This is a genomic window from Clostridium sp. SGI.024 (assembly GCF_050315195.1).
GTDB lineage: Bacteria > Bacillota > Clostridia > Clostridiales > Clostridiaceae > Clostridium.
The window spans coordinates 26,710-43,473 of record NZ_JBNPON010000003.1 but is presented as its reverse complement, the minus strand read 5'-3'; the positions used below and the strand labels follow the sequence as shown (position 1 = coordinate 43,473).

General features: G+C 24.6%; 18 protein-coding genes. 16 read left to right on the top strand and 2 right to left on the bottom strand.

Annotation, left to right across the window (positions count from 1 at the left end; translation table 11 throughout):
* Positions 1-17: 17 nt before the first annotated feature.
* A complete protein-coding gene (gene dltC / locus ACQRD5_RS01675; protein ID WP_291628522.1) occupies positions 18-263 on the top strand; it encodes a D-alanine--poly(phosphoribitol) ligase subunit DltC in 246 nt (81 codons plus the stop codon).
* 67 nt (positions 264-330) lie between these two features.
* Here dltC and ACQRD5_RS01670 read toward each other — a convergent pair whose 3' ends face one another.
* Positions 331-1,176 (bottom strand): Cof-type HAD-IIB family hydrolase, encoded by an 846-nt coding sequence (locus tag ACQRD5_RS01670; protein WP_291628521.1) that lies wholly within the window; start codon positions 1,174-1,176, stop codon positions 331-333.
* A 202-nt stretch (positions 1,177-1,378) separates the two neighbouring features.
* Here ACQRD5_RS01670 and ACQRD5_RS01665 point away from each other — a divergent pair, with 202 nt between their 5' ends.
* Positions 1,379-1,936, top strand: a complete 558-nt coding sequence (locus tag ACQRD5_RS01665) for a sigma-70 family RNA polymerase sigma factor (protein WP_291628520.1) — start codon at positions 1,379-1,381, stop codon at positions 1,934-1,936.
* A gap of 145 nt (positions 1,937-2,081) precedes the next feature.
* Here the strand turns inward: ACQRD5_RS01665 and ACQRD5_RS01660 are convergent, their stop codons facing one another.
* The gene (locus ACQRD5_RS01660; RefSeq protein ID WP_291628519.1) at positions 2,082-2,660 is read right to left on the bottom strand and encodes a sigma-70 family RNA polymerase sigma factor; all 579 of its coding nucleotides are present in this window, start codon (positions 2,658-2,660) and stop codon (positions 2,082-2,084) included.
* 489 nt (positions 2,661-3,149) lie between these two features.
* On the opposite strand from ACQRD5_RS01660, the gene ACQRD5_RS01655 reads away from it, so the two are divergent.
* The 14 genes from ACQRD5_RS01655 to ACQRD5_RS01590 all read left to right on the top strand — a co-directional run bounded on the left by ACQRD5_RS01655 (position 3,150) and on the right by ACQRD5_RS01590 (position 16,687).
* Complete coding sequence (locus tag ACQRD5_RS01655) at positions 3,150-3,827, top strand: YveK family protein (protein ID WP_294168530.1); 678 nt, start codon at positions 3,150-3,152, stop codon at positions 3,825-3,827.
* Positions 3,828-3,836: 9 nt separating this feature from the next.
* Positions 3,837-4,490 carry a CpsD/CapB family tyrosine-protein kinase gene (locus tag ACQRD5_RS01650; protein WP_427746458.1) on the top strand — a complete coding sequence of 218 codons (654 nt, stop codon included), beginning with the start codon at positions 3,837-3,839 and terminating at the stop codon, positions 4,488-4,490.
* Positions 4,491-4,562: 72 nt separating this feature from the next.
* Positions 4,563-5,336, top strand: a complete 774-nt coding sequence (locus ACQRD5_RS01645) for a tyrosine-protein phosphatase (RefSeq protein WP_294168532.1) — start codon at positions 4,563-4,565, stop codon at positions 5,334-5,336.
* A gap of 31 nt (positions 5,337-5,367) precedes the next feature.
* Positions 5,368-6,012, top strand: a complete 645-nt coding sequence (locus ACQRD5_RS01640) for a sugar transferase (protein WP_427746486.1) — start codon at positions 5,368-5,370, stop codon at positions 6,010-6,012.
* A gap of 137 nt (positions 6,013-6,149) precedes the next feature.
* A complete protein-coding gene (locus tag ACQRD5_RS01635) occupies positions 6,150-6,887 on the top strand; it encodes a WecB/TagA/CpsF family glycosyltransferase (RefSeq protein ID WP_291628510.1) in 738 nt (245 codons plus the stop codon).
* Positions 6,880-7,965, top strand: coding sequence for a glycosyltransferase (locus ACQRD5_RS01630; RefSeq protein ID WP_291628509.1), 1,086 nt, complete (start codon positions 6,880-6,882; stop codon positions 7,963-7,965). The genes ACQRD5_RS01635 and ACQRD5_RS01630 overlap by 8 nt, the downstream gene beginning before the upstream one ends.
* Positions 7,966-9,186, top strand: coding sequence for a hypothetical protein (locus tag ACQRD5_RS01625; protein WP_291628507.1), 1,221 nt, complete (start codon positions 7,966-7,968; stop codon positions 9,184-9,186). It begins immediately after the preceding gene.
* 3 nt (positions 9,187-9,189) lie between these two features.
* Positions 9,190-10,248, top strand: a complete 1,059-nt coding sequence (locus ACQRD5_RS01620; RefSeq protein WP_321129549.1) for a glycosyltransferase — start codon at positions 9,190-9,192, stop codon at positions 10,246-10,248.
* A gap of 25 nt (positions 10,249-10,273) precedes the next feature.
* Positions 10,274-11,743 carry an oligosaccharide flippase family protein gene (locus tag ACQRD5_RS01615; protein ID WP_320900519.1) on the top strand — a complete coding sequence of 490 codons (1,470 nt, stop codon included), beginning with the start codon at positions 10,274-10,276 and terminating at the stop codon, positions 11,741-11,743.
* Between the two features lie 27 nt (positions 11,744-11,770).
* Positions 11,771-12,349 (top strand): acyltransferase, encoded by a 579-nt coding sequence (locus ACQRD5_RS01610; RefSeq protein ID WP_320900517.1) that lies wholly within the window; start codon positions 11,771-11,773, stop codon positions 12,347-12,349.
* Between the two features lie 87 nt (positions 12,350-12,436).
* A complete protein-coding gene (locus ACQRD5_RS01605) occupies positions 12,437-13,735 on the top strand; it encodes a hypothetical protein (RefSeq protein ID WP_427746456.1) in 1,299 nt (432 codons plus the stop codon).
* A gap of 214 nt (positions 13,736-13,949) precedes the next feature.
* The gene (locus ACQRD5_RS01600; RefSeq protein WP_427746455.1) at positions 13,950-14,804 is read left to right on the top strand and encodes a hypothetical protein; all 855 of its coding nucleotides are present in this window, start codon (positions 13,950-13,952) and stop codon (positions 14,802-14,804) included.
* Between the two features lie 542 nt (positions 14,805-15,346).
* Entirely contained in the window at positions 15,347-16,024 is a 678-nt protein-coding gene (locus tag ACQRD5_RS01595) for a YveK family protein (RefSeq protein WP_427746454.1), read from the top strand.
* Between the two features lie 9 nt (positions 16,025-16,033).
* Positions 16,034-16,687: a CpsD/CapB family tyrosine-protein kinase gene (locus ACQRD5_RS01590; RefSeq protein ID WP_320627725.1), complete on the top strand. Its 654-nt coding sequence runs from the start codon at positions 16,034-16,036 to the stop codon at positions 16,685-16,687.
* Positions 16,688-16,764: the final 77 nt, after the last annotated feature.

Below are 16,764 nucleotides of genomic sequence, written 5' to 3'. Positions count from 1 at the left end.
ATACAGGGGGAATTTATATGTTAGAAAAAGTATTAGATATTTTTGAAGAAGTTACAGGAACAGATGAAATAAGAGAGGATTTAGACCTGGACTTATTCGAAGCAGGTTTATTAGATTCACTTGGAATTATTGAAGTATTATTAAAAATAGAAGATATCTTTGAGATAAAGCTTCAACCAACAGACTTAGAAAAAAGCGATATGGCAACAGTAAATAATTTAGTTGCTTTCTTAGAAAAATACAATTCAATGCAAAAAGCATAGAAGAATGAAAAAATGAAAAAATTAAAGAATGAAAAGCTTCTTTGCGTCAGCAAAGAAGCTCTTCATTCTACATTAAAACAAAGCGTTCAATTGCTTTTGCAACTCCAGAATTATTATTAGTGTCAGTTACATAATCAGCTTCTTCCTTAACCATATCAAGTCCGTTGCCCATAGCAACACCAATGCCTGCATAGTTAATCATAGATAGATCATTTTCAGAATCACCTATACACATAACCTCACTAGGCTTAAGATTTAGAGATTCTGCTAAGTATTTAACTGCAATTCCCTTGGATATTGTTCCAGATATTACTTCAAAATTATTAGTACCTGAACTAACTACATGAAGCTTATCACCAAAGGTTTCCTTTAATTCTTTTTTAGCTGCCCAAAGATTATCCTTATTATGTCCGTCTTCAATAACTATACTCTTTAATATATTGCCATTAAAATTTTTAAGAGTATTTGGAAGGTTATCTTCATCAATTAAAAACTTAACCTTCTTTTCCTCTGGCAAATTTTTATTCATAATGTAATAAGTATGAGTTTCTGGAATTTTATTTTCTCTAATAAGTGTATCCCAGCTATTATAGTTTGCTGATAATCCATATTTTTTCACTATATCATAGATTTCTAGTACAGTTTCCTTAGATAAAGGAGTTTCTATTACAGTATCATCTTTATAATTAGTCTTTATATAAGCTCCATTAGAAGCAAGCACAGCAGTATCTATACCAATTAACTCAGAATAGTATTTAGCAGAAGAAAATAATCTTCCAGTAGAAATTGCTATTGTAACACCAAGGTCCTTTGCTTTTCTTAGGGCTTCTTTATTTCTTTCACTTATTACATGATTATTATCTAATAATGTACCATCCATATCTATACAGATTAATTTAATTTTATTTTCCAAATATATCCCTCCCAAAGAAAATAAGTATCAATATATTTAGTATAATCTAAAAGCATAAAAATAAAAACCGAAATTGACTATAATTATCATTATAATGTCAAAAATTGCGATAAAAAACAATAGATGTAAGAACGTATGTTTGATATAATTAAAATGAAAAAACGGAAAGGAGGGGAGTAAGGGAATCCTTACTAATAAATTTATGAAAAATTTAATTATTAAAGCAAAGCAAGGAGACAAAAACTCATTAGAAGAAATAATAAAAAACTTTAAACCTCTTATTAATAATACAGCTATGAGCTTTTATATTTATGGCTATGAAGATGAGGATATAAAGCAACTTACTATACTTGCAATAATAAAAGCTGTAGATAAATTTGATGTAACTTTAAGTGACTCATTTCCTAGTTATGTGAAAGAAATTGTAAGAAATACTATATATAAAGAAATAGATAAAGCTACAAAAGTGTATTTTAAAGAGAAAATATCAAAAGAAATTTCAATATTAATAGATATTAAAGAAATAGTAGATGAGAATACAAATATACAAGAAGATTATATTAATAAGGAAGGTAAAAAATATTTAGAAAAAGCTATAGGCTTATTGGAGGAAGATGAGAGAAGCTTATTAAAAGATCTTTATATTGAAAGAAAAACTTTAAAGGATTATGCTGAAGAAAATAATTTAGAATACTATAAAGCTAGATATATAAAAGATAAAATAATAAAAAAACTGAAAGTTAGTTTACTTAATTATTAACTTGTAATTAAGCACTTTATAGAAAATATATTTTAGGGGGCTGTGTTAGCAGCTCCCTTCAACAAAATGTAGAAACTCCTAGCAGAGTTTCTTCTTTAATTGTGGATTTTTATTACTCATTTTACATTTTTTAAAAGTACATTTCTTACTTGTATTCCCTTAGTAGAATTTTAAGCTTATTCAATGCTCTTTTCTTTAAACAAGAACAATAATAATAATCCTTATTTCTAAGTCTTGCATATTTAGAAAGGTTTGGGTAGGAATTTTCAATATATAGAAAAGTAATAATATCCTTTTCCTCATAATCAAGGTTCTTTAAAGCAGAATTAATATTAGAATAAACTATAGAATTAGCAACATCTTTTTCAATATCTATAGTTTCATCAATTATACTCTCCGAAACTTCAATATCAGGAGCATTATAAAGAGGTAAATTTAAACTAATTTCATCATTATATTTAGCTTCACTTCTTATAAGACTAACATATCCATTTTTTATACTCCAAAGAGCATAGGAGGTAAAACTTTTACTACCTCTAGATAAATCAAATAAATTTATTGCCTTTAACAAATGTACAATTCCTATTTGTATTAAATCCTCAAAACTTCTATTTTTTAAAAATACCCTTTTACTTTCCTTAATAATTAAAGGATAGTACATCTTAATTATTTCTTCTTTAGCAAAATTATCATTATTTTTTGCTTTCTTTAATAAATCATCCATAAATATAACCTCCAATAAAATATCTTTCATAAAGTAAGTACCCATGAAAAATAAAAATTGAGAATTTTTTATATTAGATATTATTGAAAAGTTAATAAATTTTAAAACTACTTATTTGTTTTTTTAATTCCATACTTCTAATTTAAGGTAATGAGTAAATCTACACTTATAATTCTACAAAATACAAAAATTACCTATATTTGTAATTATGATAAAGCTATATTTAACATACATATAAGAAATAGTGGAAAAATAAAATGAAAATAAAAATAAAATCCATATAAATAGTATAATTGGTCGAAAATGGTTGAATATGTATAGATTCTTTCTTTAAAAAGATAAATGCATATGGTATAATCGAAAATTGTAGAGGTAATGCAAAATATATGTATAAATTTTAGTAAATATTAGAAAAGAAAATATTATAATTGCTGAAAGAAGCATTTAAAATTCAATAAGTTATGAGGAAATAAGAATGGGAGGAGAAAAATGGAAGAACAAGTAATAAGATTAGATGAGATTATTGAAGCTTTAAAGAAAAAATGGCTAATGATAGTATCAATTACATTAATCACTACTATTATTGCTGCAGTCTTTAGCTTTTTTATTATTAAACCACAATATGAAGCAAGCACTAAAGTTTTTGTAGGTAAAGAGGAAGGTGAAAACCAAAGCTACAGTCAAAATGATGTACTTATGTATCAAAAGCTTATGAAGACTTATTCTGAAGCTATAAAAACTAAAGATTTAGTTTCAAGAGGTTTAAAGCAAAGCAATATTAAATTAGATGCAGAAGAAGTATTAAAAAACTTAACAGTGGTTACAGTTTCAGATACACAAATATTGCAAATTAAATATAAGGGTACTAATCCACATGAAGCAAAAAATATTGTTAAGGGAATATCAGATGAGTTTATAAAGACTTCTAAGGAATTAGTACCAAATGGAAATATTAAAGTTATAGAAACAGTAGAATTACCAGAAAATCCAGTTAGTCCAAATAAGAAAATGAATATTGCAATAGCATTTTTACTAGGACTGATGGTTGGAGTTGGATTAGCATTATTATTAGAATTCTTAGATAATACCTTTAAAAATAAGGAACAATTAGAAAGAGAATTTGAAATTCCTGTAATTGGATCAATACCTACAGTAAAGGAATCTTAGGAGGAAGTTATGTTTATAGTTGAAAAAGAACCGAAGTCTATAGCAGCAGAAAGTTATAGAACCTTAAGAACAAACATACAGTATTCATCATTTGATAAGGAATATAAAGTTATAGTTATAACCAGTTCAGAGCCTGGAGAAGGAAAATCTACTACAGCAGGTAATTTAGCTTTATGTATGGCTCAAGGAGATAAAAAGGTTATATTAGTTGATTGTGATTTAAGAGGACCTAGTATACATAAGAAATTTAAAGTATCAAATTTAGCTGGTTTATCAGATGTGATTATAGGAAAATCAGATTTATCCAAAGTAATGCATAGATATAATAAAAATTTAGTTTTATTAACTTCAGGTAAAATACCTCCAAATCCATCTGAAATGCTTTCGTCAAAGTCTATGGAGAATTTATTGGAAAAACTTAGAGAAAACTTTGATTATGTAATTTTAGATACTCCACCAGTACAAGCGGTTACAGATTCACAAATATTATCAACTAAAGCAGATGGAACAATATTAGTAGTTAGAGCTGAAAGAACAAAAAAAGAATCAGTTAATAATGCAATCAATCTTTTAAAAAAGGTAAATGCAAATATAATAGGGACAGTTTTAAATGGAACTGATTTAAGTAGAAATAAATATCAATATTATTATGGAGAGAAGTAAAATCAATTCATAATTATAGTGAAAAGCTTCTTTACTGAAGCTATTAATAAAAGGAAAATTGGGGGTGGTACTATGGTTGACTTACATTCTCATATTATTTTTGGAATTGATGATGGGTCTAAATCTAAGGATATGACCATTAATATGTTAAAACAAGCGGTAGAAGGTGGTACAAAAAAGTTAGTATTAACACCACATTACTTGCCAGGATACTATGAAGTACCTATAAATCAAGTTAAAGAAAGAACAAAAGAATTAAAAGTTTTATCTAAAGAAGAAAATTTAGATATTGAAATTTATTGTGGGCAAGAAGTTTATTTCAACGAAAGAATATTAGAAAGTTTTGAAGATAAGCTTATTGGAACTATTAACGATTCTAGATATATGTTAATTGAGTTTAATATGAGGAACTTTTCTATTAAAGAAGTAATTGATATTTTATACGAGTTACAGCTTAAAGGGATAGTGCCTGTTATTGCACATCCAGAAAGATATATTAAGTTTATGAAAAGTCCTTCTTTAATAAATGAGTTTGTTGAAGAAGGTTTTCTATTTCAGTTAAATATAGGAAGTATAACTGGAGACTTTGGAAAAGAAGTTAAGAAAACAGCAGAGCTTTTCTTAAAAAATAAGATATATAGCTTTCTTGGATCTGATGCTCATAGAGATGAAAAAAGAAATCCTAATATGAGTAAAGGCATTGAGATTCTAAAGGAGATGGATAATAACTACTTTAATTATTTAAGGGACTCAAGTGAAAGACTTTTAAATGATGATGAAATTGAATTTATAGGGGATTCAATAAAAGAAAAAAAAAGATTATTAAGTATATTTAGTAAAAGATAAGTTTAAAGGGGATGGAATATATATGGATACAATGCAAGTGGAAGATGAAAGAATAATAAAAAAAGATAATAGGATAATATATAATTTATCGAAAAAAATAATAGATTTTTCTTTATCTGCAGTGGCTTTGGTGATTTTAAGTCCATTACTATTGATTGTAGCTATTTTAATAAAACTAGAATCTAAGGGGCCAGTTATATTTTCTCAAAAAAGAGTTGGTTTAAATGGAAAAGAGTTTAAAATGTATAAATTTAGATCTATGGTTGTTAATGCTGAAGAGTTAAAGGAAAAACTAGCTAAGCAAAATGAAATGTCTGGACCTATGTTTAAAATGAAAGATGATCCTAGAGTTACAAAAATAGGTAAGTTTATAAGGAAAACTAGCATAGATGAATTACCACAATTAATTAATATATTAAAAGGTGATATGAGTTTAGTTGGACCAAGGCCAAGTCTTCCAAAGGAAGTAGCTGAATTTGAACCTTGGATGTTAGAAAGGTTAAATGTAAAGCCTGGACTTACATGTTATTGGCAAGTATCAGGAAGAAATAATATAGATTTTATAGAATGGATGAAACTGGATTTAAAGTATGTAAAAGATCGAAGTTTTCTACTAGATTTAAAACTTATAATTAAAACTTTTTCTGTATTATTTGGTGATAAAAATGCTTGTTAAAGTAGAAAATTAACTAGTTTAATATCTATTATACGCTTTGCACATACTAAAAATAATAAGATGAGAATATGTATAAGATTAAAAATATTGTAGTAAAAACAGCTATAGATGAATTAATTAGTGTAATAGATAAGTAGGTGATTATTATAAATAAGTTGTTTGATTTAAAATTTTACAATAATAATATTTCAATTTTGCTAAAAGAATTAGAAAGTCTTATAAATTCAAATAATAAAGCAACTATATTTACTCCTAATATTGATCATATAATTAATAACAAAAAAGATGAAGTGAAAAAAATATATAAACAGAGTGAATATATAGTGGCAGATGGATGGCCTATTGTAGCAACAGGAAGGTTAAAAGGTAAAAAAATATATAGAATTACTGGTGTTGATTTAATGGATAGCCTTTTAAGTTTAGCTAATATCAATGAGTATAGTGTTTTTTTTCTAGGTGCAACAGATGAAACATTGATAAAGATTAAAAAAAATTTAAAAGAAGAATACAGTAATATTAAAAATATTGGCTTTCATAATGGATATTTCAATGATAATAAAAAGGTCATAGATACTATAAATAAAAGTAAAAGTAATATACTTTTTGTGGGTATGGGAAATCCTAAACAAGAGTTATGGATTAGAGAAAACATGGATAAATTAAATGTTAATTTAATATTGGGAGTAGGTGGAGCATTTAAGATATTTTCTAATGAAGTAAAAAGAGCACCTAATTTTGTACAATTGATAGGAATGGAGTGGTTCTATAGATTTCTTAAAGAACCAAGAAGATTATTCTTTAGATACTTCATTAAATATCCACAATTTATAAAAATATTTTTTAATGAAATGTTTGTTAGGAGAAAATATGAATAAAATAAAAGTATTAATGTTAGGATCAGAAGTTACAGTAAAGGGAGGAATGACCTCTGTTGTTTTAAGTTTTTTAAACAATAAATTTGAAAATGCTGAAATTAAATTTTTCCCTACTCATTACAATTGTAATAACATGAAAAAAATATCTAAATACATTACTAGAATTTTTCCATTAACAAATGAGATAAAAAAAAGTGATATTATACATATGCATATGTCAGAAAGAGGAAGCTTCATAAGAAAGTACATCGCATTTAAAATATCAAAAAGATTCAATAAAAAAGTGATAGTACATATGCATGGAGCAGAATTTAAGGAATATTATGAAAATGCAAATAATTTAATTAAAAAAAGAATAGTTAATTTACTTGTAAATAGTGATTATGTAATAACCTTAGGTGAAAATTGGAATGATTATGTAAAAAAAATAAATCCCAAAATAAATTCTTTCATATTAAAAAATGCTGTTGAAGTAAATGATACTAAAGCATCCTTTATTAATAATGAATTCAATATATTATTTTTAGCTATTATAGACAAAAGAAAGGGTATATATGACTTAGTAGATGCTGCAAAAATTATTTTGAGTAATTATAGTGGGGATAAGAAAATAAAATTCATAATAGCAGGTAGTGGGAAAGAAGAAAATAAAATAAAAAAAATTGTAGAAGAGAGTGGTATGAATAACCATTTTGAATTTACAGGTTGGGTAACTGGAGATGAAAAAATAAAGTTATTTAAGAAATCACAATTATTTGTTTTACCTTCATATAATGAAGGCTTACCTATTTCCATATTAGAAGCAATTTCATATGGGTTACCTGTAATAAGCACAAATGTTGGTAGTATTAATGAGGCAATTAAAAATGATATAAATGGATATATGTTAAATCCAGGAGATATTATAGGATTAGTAGAGAAATTTGAAGAATTAGTAGATAACTATGATAAATGGTATGAATTATCTAGAAATTCAAAAAGAATAGCATTAGAAGAATTTGATTTAAAAAAATATTTTAAGCAAATGGATAATATCTACTTATCATTAGTAGATAAAGGATTAGAAATAGGAGAGTAAATGTTTTATTTAGTAGTAATATTTTTGTTAATATTCCAAGGAACATTAGAAAATTTAATAGGAATAGGATTTTTAGATGAAATAATTTTAATAACATTATTTTTAATTTGTCTAAAAAAAATACTTTTAGATAGAAAAGAAATAAAACTATATAGATTAGAGAAATGGATTTTTTTATGTTTTTTTTGTTATTTTATTATTGGGGTAATATCTGATATTACATTTAATATACAAAATGATCATTTATTTTCTTTAACAAGTGGATTTTTAAGTATAAAATTTATATTACTTTATTATATGTCAAGAATATGTATTCGAGAATTAAAAATAAAAAGAAAAACCTTAAGAAAAATATATTATTTTCTTAAAGCAATATTATTTGGATATGCATTTGTTGGTGGATTAAATATAATCTTTAATTTTTTGAGCTATGTAGATATAAGATATGGAATAAAATCAGTTCCACTTGGCTTCTCACATGTTGCAGAATTAGATTTTTTTGCTTTTAGTATTTTTACTCTTATGCTTTTTTTTAATAGCATATATAAATTTGAAAAAGTATACTCACTTAACTTTATCCCTCTATTAATTATTACTTTAGTATCTGGAAGAACTAAAGCATTAGCATTTTTTATGCTACTTTTAGCACTATATTTTATGCTAAATGTTACTGGAAAAATTAAAATTAAATACTTTTTATATATAAGTCCAATTATAATTTGGATAGGATATGATAGGATAATAAAAAATCTTTTTAGTTCAAAAGAAGCAAGAGGAGTATTGCTTAGAACTAGTATAGAAATAGCCAAAGATTTTTTCCCACTTGGAAGTGGATTTGGGACTTTTGCTACATATTTTTCAACAACTAGATATTCACCATTATATTATTATTATGGAATAAATAATGTATGGGGAATTTCACCAGAGAAAACAGACTTTGCTATGGATGCACATTGGGCAGCAATAACTGCAGAATCAGGGTTTATTGGATTAATATTTTATTTAATTGCTATACTACTGTTATTTATTTTATTATTTAAATTTAAAGTTGAACCTAAAGTGAAATTAGCAATGACTTCACTATTATTATATTGCATTATAGCAAGTACAGCTGACTCAATTTTCACATCATATAGAGGCGGAGCAGTTTTTATAATAATTGCATTTTTTATAAATAATGTTAAAAATCACACTAACAAACTGAAAGATGAGAAAGGGTAAAATATGAATATGTTTTTTTTCTTTTGGTCAGATTTCTGTGGAGGAGCAGAAAGAAGACTACTTAGAATATTCAATAATATTTCTAAAAATACAAATAATTTTGATATTATTATTATAGGAAAAAGTGATAAAATAAATGATTTTCTAGAGGAATATATAGGAGAACTATTTTTAAATATAATAGTATGTAGCAATATATTTCATGCAATTTATATAATGATGAAAAATAAATATAAAATAATTTTTCACTTTGATGTTGGATTTAAAAAAATACCATTAATTATAATAAGTAAGCTAATTAAAAGTAAAAATATCCTAACAATAGCAGATATAAAATTGGCAGAATTAAAGCTATATTCCAATAAGGAAAAGATATCTTTGAGAATTTTAAGTAGATTAGCCAATCATATAGATATATTATATCCTTCTAAACTTAATAATTTTAAAGAGTATTATAAAGTGAAAAATATTACTTATACACCAGGCTCATTTACTAATTTAGAAGAATATAAACCCCTTGATAAATCAAATATTATAGTATTTTCATCTAGATTAATAGAAGAAAAAAATCCATTACTAGCTTTAAAAGCTGTTAATTTATGTAAAAATGAATTAAGAAATAATAAATATAAAATTTTAATTTGTGGAAATGGACAAGAACTTCAAAGTTTGGTTGAATATGTAAAATTAAATAATTTAGATGATTTAGTAGATTTTAAAGGATATATAAATGCTAAAACTATACTTCCTAATGCTAGAGTTTTCTTATCATTACAAAAAAATGAAAATTACCCTTCTCAATCTTTGTTAGAATCTATTTCATCAGGCTGCTATATTATTGCATCTGATGTGGGAGATACTAAATTAATTGTTAAAAATGACTTTGGTAAAACTGTAGATTTGAATGAATTTGATATATGCAAGGAAATAGTAAAATATTTAAATTATAGTGAAGAAGAAAAAAATCAAATAGTAATTAATTCAAGAAGATTTGCAGAAGAAAATTTTCATATAAAAAAATCAGTAAAATATTTTAATTTACTAATATCAAATTATTCTTAATATAAATTATGAAAGGATCTATAGAATGGCTACTTCAAGAAAAGGAAAATATGGATCGGATTCTATTTATTTAATGTTTGTAAAATGTATTACTATAGTTAGTTCAATGATTCAAACAATGATATTATCAAGAAAACTTGATGTTTATGATTATGGTACGTACTCACAAGCAATCCTTATAATATCAATTTCTACTACTATTTTTAGTATTGGACTAGATAGTGCAGTATTATATTTTTTCAATAGAGAAAATGATATAAATAAAAAGAAATTATATATAAATAATATATTAACATTATCAATAATTTTTGGAGTAATAGGATTCCTTCTAATAAATATTTTTAAAAATGAATTTACGGTTTATTTTAATAATGAAGACATTAAAAATTTAATTATATACTTATCAATTAAGCCACTTTTAAATAACTTAATTTTAATATTGCAATCTTTATATATTTCAAGTGGTGAAGCAAAATTTATTTCAATTAGAAATTTTGTGGTATCTTCTATGCAATTAATTAGTATAATTATAATTACAAATTTTACATTAAATATAGCTACAATAATAATATCAATGATAGCTATAGACATAATTCAAATTATATTTTTGGGATGGAATTTTTTTAGGGAGCATTTTAAGTTAAATATATGTAAAATCAAATTTAACTTAATTAGAGATATATTAAAGTACTCTATTCCTTTAGGTGTAGCATTAATGATGGGAACATTATTAAAAGATATGGATAAGCTACTAATAGGAAAGTTTATGTCAACAGAAGATTTGGCTTTATACACCAACGTATCTAAACAACTTCCTTTTGAGTTTATAGTTAGTTCACTTACATTAGTAATAACTCCAAAGATAATTTCATTAGCAAATAATAATAAAATAACTGATTTGAAAAATATTTTAAAAAGTTATATTAAAATTGGATATATAAGTACTTGGATATTAGCAGGTGGAGCATTATCAGTAGCCCCTGAGTTATTACAATTTTTATATTCTGAAAAATATAAAGCTGGTTTATGGATATTTGTAATTTATATATTAGTTGATATGGCAAGATTCACTAACTTTGGGATGTTATTAAATGCTAATGGTAAGTCTAAATTAATATTAAGATATTCAATACTAACTTTAGCAATAAATTTTGTTCTTAATATAGTATTTTTAAAATTAATGGGTATGATTGGTGCTGCTATTGCATCTTTGTTAAGTATAATCTTTGTAGGATTTATTCAATTATATCATGGTACAAAAATGTTAAAAATATCTTTAATAGAGATTCTTGATATTAAGAAGATTAAATCACTAATTTTACAAATAATCATATTTACTATAATAAATATAAAGGTTAAAGAATTTCTATATAAATTTATAGATTCTAGTTTCATTATTTTAATAATAGCTTATTTAATTTTTATTTTAATAATGATGTTAATTAATGGCAAAGATATTAAAAAACTATTTAAAGAACTAAATTCAATAAAATAATGATTATATAGAAAAGGGGATAAAGTATTGAAGTTAGGAAAGATATATAGAATAATAAAAAAATTAATTTATTATTTTTTCAGTATTACTTTATTTAGATATGCATATAAAAAGAAATATATTAAAGGGAAGCATTTCAATAGTATAAGAGGAGAAGGATGGCATTGGATATTTAGAGGATTCTTCTTTCAAAAAATTCTAGGAATAAATAGAGATATACCTTGGCCAGTTGCACCAGGTGTGAAAATTTATTTGCCTGAAAAAGATAATATAATTTTTCATTCTGATGATTTAAATAATTTTCAAACTAATGGAACATATTTTCAAGCAATAGGGAAAATTATAATAGGAAAAGGATCTTATATAGCTCCAAATGTAGGAATAATAACAGCTAATCATGATTTGAAAAATTTAGATAAACACTCAGAAGTAAAAGATGTAGTTTTGGGTGAAAAATGCTGGATTGGTATGAATAGTGTAATACTTCCAGGAGTAGTTTTAGGGGATTCTACAATTGTTGGAGCTGGTAGTGTAGTTACAAAAAGCTTTATGGAAGGTAATTGCATTATAGCAGGTAATCCAGCAAAAGTAATAAAAAAGATATAACTAAATATTAAAAATAAAAATTGAGAAAGCCAATGAAAAAAATTATAATAAAAGAGATTAATCATATTTTAACAATGGGGGAAGGATATGTTTAAAAATTTTATAGATTATAATTTATACTTATTTAAAATAAAGAGAATGGAAGTAATAATAGTTTTTATAGATTTATTACTATTTATTACATCAACTTATACATTAATAAGTAGTTGGAATGAGTTATTTATTGAAAATAATAATGGTAAAGCAATAATATTTGTTCTCTTAGGAACTATAATAAAATTTATATATGATTTATATAATATTATTTCTGAAATAAAAGATAGTATGGATTTAAGATATGGATATATAAAGTGCGATTTTCAGGAAAAAATATATAATGAAGTAAAAATAGAAAATAGTTTAACAAGTGATTATATAATAGAAGATATTACTCTTCCTTCAGGGAAAATAGAAAGAGTAGTTAGAAGCACTAGCTTAGATAACTATATAAGAGAAGGAAATTTTGAGCTAGAAGAATCTAGAAATATGGAGAGGAATATAAAAAGATTTATAAAAGAGAATAAGGAGAATTTACTTCCATTTTTAAAATTCAATTATAGGCTTTCTAATTTTTATGGAAAGATGTTTTTTAATGAGAAGAAATTATGTATTTCTGCAGATATAAAGATAAATACTAATGAAAAAAAAGTTTATTGCCATAAAGGAAGTTACTATGACACATATTTAACTAATATAATTTCAGGAAAAGAATTAAGATCTAATGAAGACAATAAATTAATTGCATCAGCTGAAGATTTTATGCCAGTAATAAAAAGGAAAGATGGATATTATTTAAAGGATATTACAGCATCTATTATGAATAATGAAATTGGAATAAGCACCATAGCTATTACAAGTGATAATTATTTAGTGCTTTGGACACAAAACAGGGTTGCTCAATCTAGTGCTGGACTTTTAGTACCAACTGGAAGTGGATCCTGTGATTGGTCAGATATAAGAGGAAAAAGTTTTACTGATACAATAGTTTATGCTATGAATAGAGAACTATGGGAAGAAAACGGAGGAAAACTTTTATGTAAATCTCCAGAAGAAATAGGGATAACTAAAATTTTAGGAACCTTTAGGTGGATTAATAAAGGTGGAAAATCTGAGTTCGTAGGACTTACTAAGGTCAATAGAGATTTAATTTCCTTTGATAAAGATAAAAAAGAAGTTTTTGATAGAGAAGAATACTTAATAACTAGTGCTGATGATTTAATAAAAAATATAGATGTATTATTAGAAAGAAAAAATATATCTGTACCACTTTATGTGAACCTAAAAGTAATAAGAAAATATGCTATAGATAATAAAGAAGAAATTGAGGAGTTCTTAAGCTTAAAATAATTAGACATAAAATAAAAATATTTTTATTTATTTTTTATAAATATTTAATAGAAATATACTATATATTAAATTCTTTTTTTACAAAGAGTAAAATTTTAGCGAAATGCTTAGTTTTTACTCTTTTTATTTTATGTAAAATAAAATAAAAAAAATTAACATTTTTTGCAGGCCTAATTTTGAAAGAGTTAACTGTAAATAATGAATTTAGTGTAATATGTTTGAAAATTATGACTATAATAATTATCTAAGAGATACTATACCAGAGATTTCTCATACTGTCTATGGAGCTTTAATAAATGGTTCGGCTGTATGTGATGGATATGAAAAATCAGTAAAATTATTAGCAAATATATTAGGGATAGAAAGTGGTATAATAACTAGCGATGAAATGAATCATGCTTGGAACTATATTAAGATAAATGGTAAGTATTATAACCTTGATGTTACTTTTAATGATCCAGTTCCAGAAACAAATAAGAGAAGATATACTTATTTTAATAAATCAAATGAAGAAATGAGTACAAGTCATACTTGGAACAAAAGCCAATATCCAGAATGTAATGATGAAAGCTTTAAGTTTTTAAGAAATTATAATAATAATGATTTATCTAGAGTTAATGATAAGCTTTATTATCTATCATCAAATAGGAATGATATTTATTCTATGGATTTATTAGGAAGTAATAACAAACTTGAACTTCAAGGAATAAATCCTATATGTATGGTTGGCTATAATAATACATTAAATTTTTCAGATGGGTACGAAGTTAAAAGTTATAATATAAAGTCTAAGGAGATAAAAACAATATACACATCAGAACATAGAATATATGGACTATATATAACTGATAATATTTTGAATATAGATTCAACGAAGATTGATAAAATTTCTTTAAAAATAAATGAAGATTTTAATAACGACAGTATTATAGATATTGAAGATTTAAGTGCATTAGCATTGAGGTATGGAATATCAAAGGAAAGTGATAACTGGAAACATAAATATGATTTGAACTTAGATAACATTATAGATATATTTGATATTACTATGATTGCAAAAAAATTATAATAAATATATTGATGGATAATACCATAGAGAAAGCTTCAACTTTATCTAGGGTTTTAACAATTAATTACTTGGGAAATAGGTAATATATGTTAAAATAAGTATTATAAATACAATAAAAATAATAATTTTAAGTTTTCATCAAAGAATCCACGGGAGCAATTAAAAATTTAAAGTGATAAAATAAACTCCAAGTAGGAACACTGTTTTCTATTTGGAGTTTTTGCAACTTTACCATCACTATTTTTACTTTTAAAAGAAATTATTGTTTTTATATTGTAAAAAACAGAAAATTTAATTTTGTGAAAAAAATATATAATAAAAGTTATTAAATTGTAATAATATAGGTGAAATTGTAAAAATATGAATATTTTTAATGAAAAAAATAAAAGTTATGATATAATGTTTTATGTAATTTTAAAGGATATTAAATATTCCTGTTATATATTGAATAAAAAGTATAAATAAAAAAACTTTTTGTCAATATATTCTTAGCTTATATAAATTAATAAAAATATTTTTATGTTTTGTTAGGAGGAAGTAATTTGGAAGATCAAATGATAAGCTTGGAGGAGATAATTGAAGCTCTAAAAAAAAGATGGCTAATGATAGTATGTATTACATTAATTGCAACCATGGTTTCAGCTACATTAAGCTTTTTTGTAATTAAGCCTAAGTATGAAGCAAATACTAAGGTTTTTATAGGAAAGGAAGAAGGTGAAAATAAAGCTTACAACCAAGGTGATGTAATTATGTATCAACAGTTAATGAAGACATATTCTGAAACTATAAAAACTAAGGATTTAATTTCTAAAGCTTTAAAAGAAGTTGGACTAAAATTAAAAGTAGAAGATGTATTAAGAAATCTTACAGTAGTTACTGTAGCTGATACTCAAATTTTAGAAGTTAAATATAAGAGTAATAACCCTCTAGAAGCCAAAGTAGTTATTGAAGGGATATCTGATGAATTTATAAAAACATCCAAGGAGTTAGTTCCAAATGGGAATATACAAGTTATAGAATCAGTAGAATTACCAGAAAAACCAGTTAGCCCTAATAAAAAAATGAATATAGCACTAGCATTTTTATTAGGTTTAATGGTTGGAGCTGGATTAGTATTTTTATTAGAGTTTTTAGATAATACATTTAAAAATAAAGAACAATTAGAAAGGGCCTTTGAAATCCCTGTAATTGGATCAATACCTACAGTAAAGGAGTCTTAGGAGGAAGTTATGTTTATAGTTGATAAAGAACCTAAGTCTATAGCAGCAGAAAGCTATAGAACCTTAAGAACAAATATACAATATTCATCATTTGATAAAGAATATAAGGTAATAGTTATAACAAGTTCAGAGCCAGGAGAAGGAAAGTCAACCACAGCAGGGAACTTAGCTTTAAGTATGGCTCAAGACCATAAAAAAGTTATATTAATAGATTGTGATTTAAGAAAACCAAGCTTACATAAGAAATTTAAGGTTTCAAATTTAATTGGCTTATCAGATGTAATGGTAGGAAATGCTGATTTGTATAAAGCTATGCATAAATGCAATAAAAATTTAGTTTTATTAACCTCAGGTAAAATACCACCAAATCCATCTGAAATGCTTTCATCAAAAGCAATGGAAAGCCTGTTAGAAGAACTAAAGGGTGCTTTTGATTATATTATCTTAGATACTCCACCAGTACAAGCAGTTACAGATTCACAAATTTTATCTACTAAAGCAGATGGAACTATATTAGTAGTCAGAGCTGGAAAAACAAAAAAGGAATCAATAAAAAATGCTATTGATCTTTTAAATAAAGTTAATGCACATGTAATTGGAACAATATTAAATGGAATAGATGCAAATAGAAACAAATATTATTATTATTACGGTGATAAATAAAATGTAAGTTTATTAAATGATTTTTTAGTATATAAGGGGTTAGAAAATATTTTATAACAATTAATAGCAGTATAAAT

What these genes read in the sequence shown, in the direction of transcription:
- dltC (WP_291628522.1), top strand. Translation starts at nt 18, where the DNA reads ATGTTAGAAAAAGTATTAGATATTTTTGAAGAAGTTACAGGAACAGAT.
- ACQRD5_RS01665 (WP_291628520.1), top strand. Translation starts at nt 1,379, where the DNA reads ATGAAAAATTTAATTATTAAAGCAAAGCAAGGAGACAAAAACTCATTA.
- ACQRD5_RS01660 (WP_291628519.1), bottom strand. Translation starts at nt 2,660, where the DNA reads ATGGATGATTTATTAAAGAAAGCAAAAAATAATGATAATTTTGCTAAA.
- ACQRD5_RS01655 (WP_294168530.1), top strand. Translation starts at nt 3,150, where the DNA reads ATGGAAGAACAAGTAATAAGATTAGATGAGATTATTGAAGCTTTAAAG.
- ACQRD5_RS01650 (WP_427746458.1), top strand. Translation starts at nt 3,837, where the DNA reads ATGTTTATAGTTGAAAAAGAACCGAAGTCTATAGCAGCAGAAAGTTAT.
- ACQRD5_RS01645 (WP_294168532.1), top strand. Translation starts at nt 4,563, where the DNA reads ATGGTTGACTTACATTCTCATATTATTTTTGGAATTGATGATGGGTCT.
- ACQRD5_RS01640 (WP_427746486.1), top strand. Translation starts at nt 5,368, where the DNA reads ATGCAAGTGGAAGATGAAAGAATAATAAAAAAAGATAATAGGATAATA.
- ACQRD5_RS01630 (WP_291628509.1), top strand. Translation starts at nt 6,880, where the DNA reads ATGAATAAAATAAAAGTATTAATGTTAGGATCAGAAGTTACAGTAAAG.
- ACQRD5_RS01625 (WP_291628507.1), top strand. Translation starts at nt 7,966, where the DNA reads ATGTTTTATTTAGTAGTAATATTTTTGTTAATATTCCAAGGAACATTA.
- ACQRD5_RS01620 (WP_321129549.1), top strand. Translation starts at nt 9,190, where the DNA reads ATGAATATGTTTTTTTTCTTTTGGTCAGATTTCTGTGGAGGAGCAGAA.
- ACQRD5_RS01615 (WP_320900519.1), top strand. Translation starts at nt 10,274, where the DNA reads ATGGCTACTTCAAGAAAAGGAAAATATGGATCGGATTCTATTTATTTA.
- ACQRD5_RS01605 (WP_427746456.1), top strand. Translation starts at nt 12,437, where the DNA reads ATGTTTAAAAATTTTATAGATTATAATTTATACTTATTTAAAATAAAG.
- ACQRD5_RS01600 (WP_427746455.1), top strand. Translation starts at nt 13,950, where the DNA reads ATGTTTGAAAATTATGACTATAATAATTATCTAAGAGATACTATACCA.
- ACQRD5_RS01590 (WP_320627725.1), top strand. Translation starts at nt 16,034, where the DNA reads ATGTTTATAGTTGATAAAGAACCTAAGTCTATAGCAGCAGAAAGCTAT.